Origin of the sequence: Treponema sp., assembly GCF_045657965.1 — a bacterium.
Taxonomy (GTDB): domain Bacteria; phylum Spirochaetota; class Spirochaetia; order Treponematales; family Treponemataceae; genus Treponema_D.
Genome location: NZ_JAZOUG010000068.1, coordinates 1 through 9,915, shown reverse-complemented (window position 1 = coordinate 9,915; position 9,915 = coordinate 1). Strand labels below are relative to the sequence as shown.

The window sequence follows — 9,915 nt, the reverse complement described above, 5'->3', positions numbered from 1 at the left end:
TGTAAATTACATCGAGTTTACGAAGCTTTTCATCAGCTTTAATTTCAAAATCAGCAATATGTCCCTTCCATTTACGTTCAACAACATCATAATCTGCAAGATACTGAACTAAAGGAGCAATTACTCCGGCAGTTTCTCCGTCTTTTTCTGCAACCAGCATATTAAAGCTTTTCGGGTCTCCCATAATAAAATCATTGTATGTACCGCCGCTCTTTCCAGGAACAAAATTACTGCTCTGTTTTGGCCGGTGCACAGTCTTTTCTATAAGCTCATTTGAACCAGCAGCTCTGGCCGCCTCAATTTCAGAAAGGGTCATTTCCGGCGAACGCGTACAGGAAAAAAACAAGCCACAGATTAACACAGATATACACAGATAATATTTTTTTACAGATATGACTTTTTGCAGGGAAGAAAGATTTTTCATACGCAAAGTATAGCATAAAAAAAATGAAAAGTCTTTCTTCTGTGAAGATGTCTACAGTTGCACAAAACCGCTAAAAACAGCATAATTTTCCTATAACTTCAAATATAACAGGTTTTTATTATGTTCAAACCACAGCTCATTTCATCACTCAAAGGCTACAATGGCAAAACTTTTGTATCTGATTTAATCGCAGGTCTCATTGTAGGAATTGTTGCCCTTCCTCTGGCAATCGCATTTGCAATCGCTTCGGGAGTAAATCCTGCCTCAGGTCTTTTTACTGCAATCATCGCAGGTTTCTGTATTTCGGCATTCGGCGGCTCAACTGTCCAGATTGGAGGTCCTACCGGTGCATTTGCCGTAATTGTTTACGGTGTTGTCTCTCAGTTCGGTCTTTCGGGACTTGCGACAGCCACACTTATGGCGGGCATTCTTCTTATTTTGCTCGGTGCCTTTAAAATGGGCGGTCTGGTCAAATTCATTCCATATACAATCGTTACAGGTTTTACTGCAGGAATCGCAGTCACAATCGCAGCAGGCCAGATTGGTGATTTTTTCGGGCTGTCACCGGATTTTTCGACACCAATGCAGATTCTTGGCGAAGAATATTCAAAAATGCCGGGTGATTTTCTTCCTAAAATCATCGTCTACATAAAATCTGCTTCCACAATCAATGTTTATTCATTCGTAATGGCTGCAGTTTGCCTTGCATTTATCTTTATCTGGTCTAAGTTTATCAAAAAGATTCCTGGAAGTTTCGTTGTTTTAATTCTTGCAACAGTTGCTTCTATTCTTCTCGATAAATTCGCAGGTCTTAAAACAGACACAATCGGATTTTTTGCAGACGGAAGGGAACACTTTGTAATTCCGAACACACTTCCTGCTCCTCAGCTTCCGGATTTTTCTCTTGGAACAATCCGCATGCTTTTCCCGACAGCAATTTCAATCGCAGTTCTTGCAGCAGTTGAATCACTTCTGAGTGCTGTTGTTGCCGACGGTATGACAGGAAGCAAGCACGATTCAAACACTGAGCTTATCGGACAGGGAATTGCAAATATCGCTTCTCCTTTGTTCGGAGGCATTCCTGCAACAGGTGCAATCGCCAGAACTGCGACAAACATCAAAAACGGCGGCCGAACTCCAATCGCAGGAATTATCCACGCGCTCACCCTTCTTCTGATTCTTCTTTTTGCAGGAAAATATGCATCTTACATTCCGATGGCAGCCCTTGCAGCAGTTTTAATTAACGTTGCATGGAACATGGCAGGCTTTCCTGCAATCAGAGCCCTTCTGCACGGACAAAAATCAGACATCACAGTCTTTGCAGTGACATTCTTAATCACAGTTTTCGTAGATTTGACTGTTGCAATCGAAGTAGGTCTTGGTCTTGCCGCATTCTTCTTCATCAAAAAGATGATAGATTTGTCGGAAGTTCAGAACCAGCGGGAAGCGCTCACATCGGGAATCCATACCGATATGCCGGATGAAAAACTTGATTTGCCACAGGGCGCTATGGTTTATGAAATTGAAGGACCGCTATTCTTTGGAACGGTGCGAAAATTTGAAGTTGCAGTAGAAAAAGCCGGCGTTGACTACAAGGTTTTGATTTTGCGTATGAGAAGCACGATTTACCTTGATGCAGGCGGAATCCGTGCACTCGAACAGGCAAAAGCTGCGTGCGACAGAAAGGGAATTACAATCGTAATTTCAGGAATTCACACTCAGCCGTATATGCTGCTTGAAAAAACAGGAATGGCAGACAAACTCGGCCGGGAGAACATCCACGACCATATTTCCGGGGCACTGGAGCGGGCAAGAAAGCTTCTTAACGCTTAAAAGTGCAAAAAAAACACGGACAAATGCTGTCCGTGTTTTTTTTGGTTTAAATGCTATTTACTGATTTGAAACACCGGAAATTCTGTACCACTGGTATTTTTTATTACCGGTTGCAGTACAGTTAGAAATACTCATTGTTGCAGAGTTTCCATTTCCGTCGTATCCACATGCAAGGTTATAGTTTGATGTACAGCCGCTCAAAACATGTTTTACGCTGATTCCAGAAGAACCGAGTTTAAATCCGTTTCCGTCACCGTTTGTTGTTGTTGTAAGGCTTGAGTTACGGTAGCCGTTATATTTTGCAGTACAGTCTTTCATAGTTACAGGATAAAGCTGCCCGTACAAATCCCATCCGTCGTCTGAGTTATAAGCTGCTATACATCCTTCAAATACATTGTTTTTGCCTGCAGAAAGTTTACAGGCAAAGCCATCTGCATCTTCACCAAGGTTGTCAGAATCGTAGTTATAGTATGATTCACATTTATAAACATAGTTGTCATGAGCACTGTTATAAATCTGGAGACCTGAATCGCCGTTATATGTTGTGCGGACATAAGCAATATAGTTGTTTCCGCCGAGCTGGAATACAATACCACAGTCTGGAGCCTTTGTAATTGTCATATTGACGATATTCCAGTAAGAGCCGTTAACTTTTACACCCCAGCCGGAAGAAATGCCGGAACAGTCGAGTGTGTAACCGCATCCGTTAAAGTTAATTTTGCTTGAAGATGTACCGCTGTTTAAGAGCTGAAGCTGGCTTGTCAAAGAAATGTTACAGCCAAGCTTAATTGTATCACCTGCAGCAGCATTATTGATTGCTGTGCGCAGTGCACTTTCTGATGTAACTGTTGTTGTAGCAGCACGAGAAGATTCTGCAGAAGATGTTTCTGAATCTACAGACAAATCAGAACAAGACATAACAAAGCCAAAACCTGCCATTAAAGCAGCGGCCTTTAAAATTTTTGAAACTTTCATAATTTTCCTCACTTTTTTTTACTGATAAAACCCCGCCTGCAACGTTGCAGTTATATATTACAGATAATAATCACAGCGTCTTTATACTAAAATGAAACTAATTTGTACTATTCCGACAATATAATTATATTTCATATCTGAAAAGCATATTTTAGTATTTTATACCAGATAAAAGTTGGAGATATTAGAGATTATTCAATAACTGTTTGAAATAATTATATTTTTTGAATAAAAATGATTATTTATTATAAAATTATTTACAAAGCAGATAAAAAATAAGAAAATTCTTATTTTTTTGCACCGTATATTTCGTAGTATTTATCGATTTCGGCCTTAATTTCATCAGTAATAAGCTTTTTATCACCATTTGTATAAAGAGCCTCAACAACCTCTTTCATGCTTACGATTGCCTTTGCAGGAAAGCCGTATTTTTCGGTAATTACATCAAGGGCAGCTTTGTCTGAATCTGGAGCTTTTTCCATACGGTTAAGACTTACAATTTCACCGACGATTTTAATTCCGCCTTCTTTTGTTTCCTGAGCCTTAATTTTAGGATAAGTTTCTTCGATTGATTTTCCGCTTGTTGTAACATCTTCGATAATTACAACCCGGTCTCCGTCCTGAATTTTGTAACCGAGTAAGGCTCCCTTGTCAGCACCGTGATCTTTTTCTTCTTTACGGTCACAGCAATATTTAATTTCTTTGCCGTAAAGTTCTGAATAAGCAACAGCGGTTACAACTGCAAGAGGAATTCCTTTATATGCCGGACCAAAGAAAACGTCGATATCATCACCAAAATTATCGTGAATTGCCTTTGCATAATATTCACCGAGCCGTTTAAGCTGACTTCCTGTAACATAAGCACCTGCATTCATAAAAAACGGTGACTGTCTGCCACTTTTTAAGGTAAATGACCCGAATTTGAGAACATTGCATTCTACCATAAAATCAATAAATTCTTTTTTATACTGTTCCATGACTAAAAACCTCTGTTTGAATAATTATTTTTTAATGATTATAAACAAAATACCCGTTTACTGCTATAATTTTTTATATGACTTTCTTCAAATCTTTTTGTCTGGCTTTTTCCACTTTCTCAATAATTCCAGTACCAGAAGTTCAATGGAATGAAAAGAACATGCGATATATAATGTGCGCATTTCCTTTTACAGGACTTATTTCAGGTTTATTATTGTCAGCACTTTTTTATTTGTTAAAAAATTTCGAATTTTTTTTTCAAAAATCCCCGGACGTTACTCTTTTTGCACTCATTTTTCTTCTGATTCCGGTTATATTTACCGGAGGAATTCATATCGACGGTTTTATGGATACCTGTGATGCGGTAGCAAGCCACTGTGATACCGAAAAAAAACTTGAAATTATGAAAGATTCTCACTGCGGCGCTTTTTCAGTAATAAGCTGTGTACTTTATTTTATTTCGTTCTATGTCTTTACATTAAGATTATGCAGAACCCCTGTAAAACCATTGATTTTTCCGGTAATTTTTTTTCAAAGTCGTCTTTTATCGTCCATTTCCGTCACCCTTTTCCCGGTTGCAAAAACAAGCTCTCTTGTAAAAATGTTTTCAACTTCTGCTCTAAGAAATTTTACAAGAATCTGGTGTATATTTTTCTTTATTCTTTCACTGGGATTTGGGTTTTACTTATATGGGGAATTTTTTTTAATACAGGAATGTACATTAATCTGCTTTTTTATCTGGTACTATTTTTTTACAAAGAGAAATTTCGGAGGAATTACAGGAGATACTGCAGGATTTTTTGTACAGCTGAGCGAGCTTATTTCACTCGCCATAGCTGCACTGTTATTTTAGACTAAACTTTGAACTGATCTATCTGGCTTCCGATTTCATTAATAGAATCACTAAGCTGAGTTGCAATAATCCTTAAAGCCTCACCTGTTTCATTAATTTTCTGGGCACCGACAGACATTTCCTGCATACTGTCCTGCATTACACCGGTAGCATCCTGAAGATTACGGACTTCTTCAAGAATTGCTTTGTTACCTTCTGCCATTTCAAGACCAGCCGTGCGGACTTCAAGTGTAGAATCATTCATAGAATGCAGGACTTCATTAATCTGCTGTGAACCTTCATTCTGCTCTTCCATTGCAGCCTTAATCTGACGTACAAGTTCATCAGTTTCTTTAATTTTACTGGTAACAGTTCCAAACGCTTCACTTGACTGAATGGAAGCTGTTACAACAGCAGAAATTGAGTTCTGGATATTGGTCAGCTGTTCACCGATTGTCTTTGACTGCTGACCGGAAGTTTCTGAGAGTTTACGGATTTCATCTGCAACAACAGCAAAACCTTTTCCGGCATCTCCTGCATGAGCCGCCTCAATTGCAGCATTCATGGCAAGAAGATTCGTCTGTTCAGCAATTGCGGCAATAGCAATATTTGCTTCCTGAAGTGTTTCACTCTGATTTTTAATCTGATCGATTTTTTCATTAACTTCATGCTGTACCCGCGAACCGTTTTCGGCACTGTCTGTAAGTTCATTGAAAGAACTTGACATTTTTTCCATAGAAGCATTTACAGAACGGATATTTCCAATCATTTCTTCTACGGCTGCACTTGCCTGTGTAACTCCAGCACTCTGCTTTTCAATCATTTTTTCGAGGGAATCAATATTTGAAGCAATCTCATTTACAGCACCGGCTGTTTCATGTACAGAATTTGACTGATTATTTATCTGAGAATGAACAGATTCGATATTCGCCAGAATTTCTGTAATTGAAGAAGCGGTTTCAGCAGTACTTGACTGTAAATCAACACCTGTCATTCCAAGTTTTTCTTTTGAATTTTTAATCTGAGAAATAATTTCCTGAAGTTTTACAATAAATTTATTAAATCCTTTTACAACATCAGCAACTTCATCATCACCATGATTATTTATACGCTTTGTAAGATCTGCATCTCCTGAAGCAACATCTTCGATTGCATTACGGACATTATTAAGCGGCTTCAAACTGATAGACATTGTTGCTCCAACAACAACAAATGCAACGATAATCATAACTATAGAAAGGATTCCAATAAAGGAAGTCATTTTGTTTATATCTGAATAAAAATCATCGCGGTCACAGATTCCCATAACAGACCAGTCAGTTCCCGGGACAGGTCTGTAAGCTGCTATCATTCTTTCACCAGAAGTGGGGTCAAAAAACTCTGCATTCCCGGTGCTTTCTGCCATAAGAGAAGCAACTATATCTGAAAGGAATTCAGGAGAATCATTAACAAAGCCTTTTCCTTCAAAAACTTCGCTTACTTCTGTAGAAGCAACAATAAGATCTGTTTTACGGTTAATTACTATTACTTTTGAATTTGTTGTTCCAAAAGAAACCTGTTCGATTTTTTTAGAAAGCACTTCACCTAAAACATTTGCTGCAATACAGGCAATTGGTTTTTTATTGGAATCAAAAACAGGTACTGCATAAACCTGAAATAAAATATTTGTCACAGGGTTGATTGCAGGATCGGCCAGATACCGTTTTCCTTCCTTTGCAGCATCAATATATGCTCTCTGAAGCTGAATTTTCTGACCAAAAGCAGTGTAACTGTTTCCTTGAAAATCATAAAGACCGATGTTTTCATACTCAGAACTTATTTTTGCAATTCTGGTCAGTGTCTGACATTTTTCCAGCAATGTTTTTGAATCATCTTTAAGAAAATCCATTGCAGCAACAGCTTCCAGCATACGGAACTGTTTTTCTGTCTCGCCCTTGATTTTACCGGCAGCAGAATCACTTACTGCATCTAAAAGCCTTGAAACGGTTTTTGAAGTGGATGATGTAGAAAGGTTAATGGCGGTATAAGACAAACCGACATTTGACACAAGAAAAATTGCAAGAACAATAGCAATCAGTCTGAACTGGAGTGTGCGGAAAAACTTAGTAAGTTTCAATTTAAAATCTCCTTAAAATAAAACTTCTTTTATTATAGTACAATTTTATTTTAATGCAATTTTTTTAGCTTTATTTTAAGGGATTTTTTTTAATTTATGTTAATTTTTGCGTTTTCTGAAAATCTGAAATGCGACCAGAACAATCAGCATTCCAAGACCGAAAATGTCTGTTTTAGGATTAGGATCGATACAGCAAAGACCGGCTGCAATAAAACAAAGCCGCTCGATTACAGAAAATGCAGTTTTTACTTTTACTGAAATGGCGGCATTATTAAAAAATCCTGTGTGAGCAAAAGCATAGCCTTCCAGACCTGCTGAAATTGCAAACATTCCGAGCAAAGCTGTTACAGTAATTCCAAGAATTGAAAGAGTATCGGCTCCAATCATAAGCATTTGAGGATTGTAAATAAACATATAAGGCACAATAAAAGCCCCGACTGCAAGTTTGGTTGCATTTACAGCCGTGCGCATAGGCTTTGCCTTTGCAATTGCGGCCCCTGCTATTGCAGCAAGGGCTACCGGAGGGGTGACATCAGCAATAATTCCAAAATAAAATGCAAACATGTGCGCAGGCAAAAGCTGTTCAGGATTTGGAGTTCCTGCACCGTAGACACATTTTACAATTGCACCAGCTGTAATCGTAGACGTTATAAGGTAATTTGCCGTAGTTGGCGCTCCCATTCCTAAAATAATAGAAGAAATCATTGTAAGAATAAGAGTAACAAAAAGTTTACCATGAGCCAGAGCAACCAAGCCTGCACCAAGTTTTAAACCAAGCCCCGTAAGAGTAACCACACCGATAATAATTCCTGCCATGCCACAGGCAATTGCCACACTTATAATTCCTCGGGCTGCTGCACAAAGCACCTCAACTAAATCATTATAATTAAAACGAGGTCTCTTACCTTTACCGATATCAACAAAAGAAACTGCAATTGCAATTACAATAATCGAAACAATTCCCATTAAAGCTGAATAAGTGGCTGTCTTCCCGGAACAGAGAAAATAAATAATTACCACAAGCGGCAGAATCATATATCCTCGCGAAAGAAAAAGCGGTAAAAATTTCGGGATTTCTTCTTTTGGTAAGCCTTTAAGCCCAAGTTTATGTGCCTCAAGGTGAACTGTAATAAAAATGCCGGAAAAATAGAGTAAAGCAGGAATAACAGCCGCTTTTACAACTGTAAGATAAGGAACACCTACACTTTCTGCCATTAAAAAAGCAGCAGCTCCCATAATCGGAGGCATAAGCTGTCCGCCTGTTGAAGCGGCTGCCTCAACAGCACCGGCAAATTCACCCTTGTAACCGAGTTTTTTCATCATCGGAATTGTAAATGAACCAGAACCAACAGTATTTGAAACAGAGCTGCCTGAAACAGTTCCTAAAAGCGCTGAAGAAAGAACAGCAACCTTTGCAGGACCGCCGCTTGCTCCACCTGCAATTGAATTACAGGCATCAATAAAAAACTGACCGATTCCTGTTTTTTCAAGAAAAGCACCAAAAAGGATGAACAGAAAAATAAAAGTTGAACAGGCACCAATTGGAGTTCCCATGATTCCTTCGGTAGTGTAATACAAATGACTGACAACACGGCTCAAGCGGTAACCACGATGATTTAAAAATCCCGGCAGATATTTTCCGATGAAAGCATAAAGTATAAAACCTCCTGCAATAATCATGATAGGAAGACCTACAATCCGCCGGCAGCTTTCAAAAAGAATAAGGATTCCGATTATGCCAATAACAATATCAGGCGGAGTATATGAGCCTGCACGATTGACTATTTCCCTGAAATTAATGATGTAGTAAATCCAGCATCCGGAACCAATAAAGGCAAGAAGTACATCGTAAAGCGGAAGGGTATTTTTGGGCATTTTTTTTGTAGCAGGAAAAAGCAGAAAAGCCAGAAACTGAACGAAAGCCAGATGAGAAGCACGCACAATCTGGGCTGGGATGCGGGCTGTTAAAGTAGCGTAAAGCTGAAAAATACAAAACGCAATTGAAACCAGAACTGTAATCGACTGCCGCCAGCATTTATGCTCGCGATATGCCTGTTCCCTGTCCAGCTCTTTCATCAGCTGCTTCATTTCATCTTCATTAGTTGTAGGAAGAAGACTTTCTACTAAAGGACTTTCTTTTGTGTCTTCAATTTCATCACTCATGCATAACTCCTTGTATTTTTAAATTTTTCATATTTTTTTTGTAAAAACATAGCTTAATACCGAGACACGCCGGACTTCAAATAAAAGGCTTGTCTGCGGCTTAAAAAAAGTTTTCAGAAAAAATTCTTTATCAAAATCTGTTTCAAGCGGAGATTCTTTATTTGAAACTGCAACAGAATGTTCTGCCACAACTCCTACAGCCATCACAAGCCGGGGAAGATGGCGGTGCAGATTCTCAATTACATAGCCGTTTTCTGTCACACGAAAAACAGAATCTTCTGTTTCATAGCTTTCCGGAATTCCAGCTCCATACGAAACGAACTCTGTCATAAAAAGTTCCAGATTTCCGTCAGAAAGTACACGGTAAAAATCATGAACCCTTCCCTTGTTCACAGAATGTGTATAGCTGATTGTAAACCCCTGCTTTACGGCAGAAAACGAATAAATTTTTTCTGAAAAGTTCTTGCGGTTAGAAATTGACAGCACCTGTACTAAAGGCAGATTAACCACGGTCAGAATTACAAGTGCTGTCAGTAAAAAAAGTTTTTTCATTAAAGGCGGTTAGTTAAGAACGCCGATTTCTTTGAAATATTT

Annotated in this window: 7 protein-coding genes and 1 pseudogene; 2 read left to right on the top strand and 6 right to left on the bottom strand. The window is 38.6% G+C overall.

Features of this window, described 5'->3' with window-relative positions; genetic code table 11:
• Positions 1-424: pseudogene (locus ACKI5B_RS02525) on the bottom strand (ABC transporter substrate-binding protein); the annotation flags it as partial.
• Positions 425-544: 120 nt separating this feature from the next.
• On the opposite strand from ACKI5B_RS02525, the gene ACKI5B_RS02520 reads away from it, so the two are divergent.
• Positions 545-2,257 carry a SulP family inorganic anion transporter gene (locus ACKI5B_RS02520; RefSeq protein ID WP_407425511.1) on the top strand — a complete coding sequence of 571 codons (1,713 nt, stop codon included), beginning with the start codon at positions 545-547 and terminating at the stop codon, positions 2,255-2,257.
• Positions 2,258-2,314: 57 nt separating this feature from the next.
• On the opposite strand, the gene ACKI5B_RS02515 is transcribed toward ACKI5B_RS02520, so the two are convergent.
• Positions 2,315-3,232, bottom strand: a complete 918-nt coding sequence (locus tag ACKI5B_RS02515) for a right-handed parallel beta-helix repeat-containing protein (RefSeq protein ID WP_407425509.1) — start codon at positions 3,230-3,232, stop codon at positions 2,315-2,317.
• Between the two features lie 287 nt (positions 3,233-3,519).
• Positions 3,520-4,209, bottom strand: coding sequence for an orotate phosphoribosyltransferase (gene pyrE / locus ACKI5B_RS02510; protein WP_407425506.1), 690 nt, complete (start codon positions 4,207-4,209; stop codon positions 3,520-3,522).
• A 77-nt stretch (positions 4,210-4,286) separates the two neighbouring features.
• Here pyrE and ACKI5B_RS02505 point away from each other — a divergent pair, with 77 nt between their 5' ends.
• Entirely contained in the window at positions 4,287-5,063 is a 777-nt protein-coding gene (locus ACKI5B_RS02505) for an adenosylcobinamide-GDP ribazoletransferase (protein ID WP_407425504.1), read from the top strand.
• Between the two features lies 1 nt (position 5,064).
• On the opposite strand, the gene ACKI5B_RS02500 is transcribed toward ACKI5B_RS02505, so the two are convergent.
• From ACKI5B_RS02500 to ACKI5B_RS02490, 3 genes are all read right to left on the bottom strand, one after another.
• Positions 5,065-7,158: a methyl-accepting chemotaxis protein gene (locus ACKI5B_RS02500; RefSeq protein WP_407425502.1), complete on the bottom strand. Its 2,094-nt coding sequence runs from the start codon at positions 7,156-7,158 to the stop codon at positions 5,065-5,067.
• 99 nt (positions 7,159-7,257) lie between these two features.
• Positions 7,258-9,321, bottom strand: coding sequence for a TRAP transporter permease (locus ACKI5B_RS02495; protein ID WP_407425500.1), 2,064 nt, complete (start codon positions 9,319-9,321; stop codon positions 7,258-7,260).
• A gap of 27 nt (positions 9,322-9,348) precedes the next feature.
• Complete coding sequence (locus ACKI5B_RS02490; RefSeq protein ID WP_407425498.1) at positions 9,349-9,873, bottom strand: DUF1850 domain-containing protein; 525 nt, start codon at positions 9,871-9,873, stop codon at positions 9,349-9,351.
• Positions 9,874-9,915: the final 42 nt, after the last annotated feature.

Bases quoted from the DNA above. Each gene is read 5' to 3' on its own strand.
- ACKI5B_RS02515 (WP_407425509.1), bottom strand. From the start codon at position 3,232: ATGAAAGTTTCAAAAATTTTAAAGGCCGCTGCTTTAATGGCAGGTTTT.
- ACKI5B_RS02490 (WP_407425498.1), bottom strand. From the start codon at position 9,873: ATGAAAAAACTTTTTTTACTGACAGCACTTGTAATTCTGACCGTGGTT.
- ACKI5B_RS02495 (WP_407425500.1), bottom strand. From the start codon at position 9,321: ATGAGTGATGAAATTGAAGACACAAAAGAAAGTCCTTTAGTAGAAAGT.
- pyrE (WP_407425506.1), bottom strand. From the start codon at position 4,209: ATGGAACAGTATAAAAAAGAATTTATTGATTTTATGGTAGAATGCAAT.
- ACKI5B_RS02520 (WP_407425511.1), top strand. From the start codon at position 545: ATGTTCAAACCACAGCTCATTTCATCACTCAAAGGCTACAATGGCAAA.
- ACKI5B_RS02505 (WP_407425504.1), top strand. From the start codon at position 4,287: ATGACTTTCTTCAAATCTTTTTGTCTGGCTTTTTCCACTTTCTCAATA.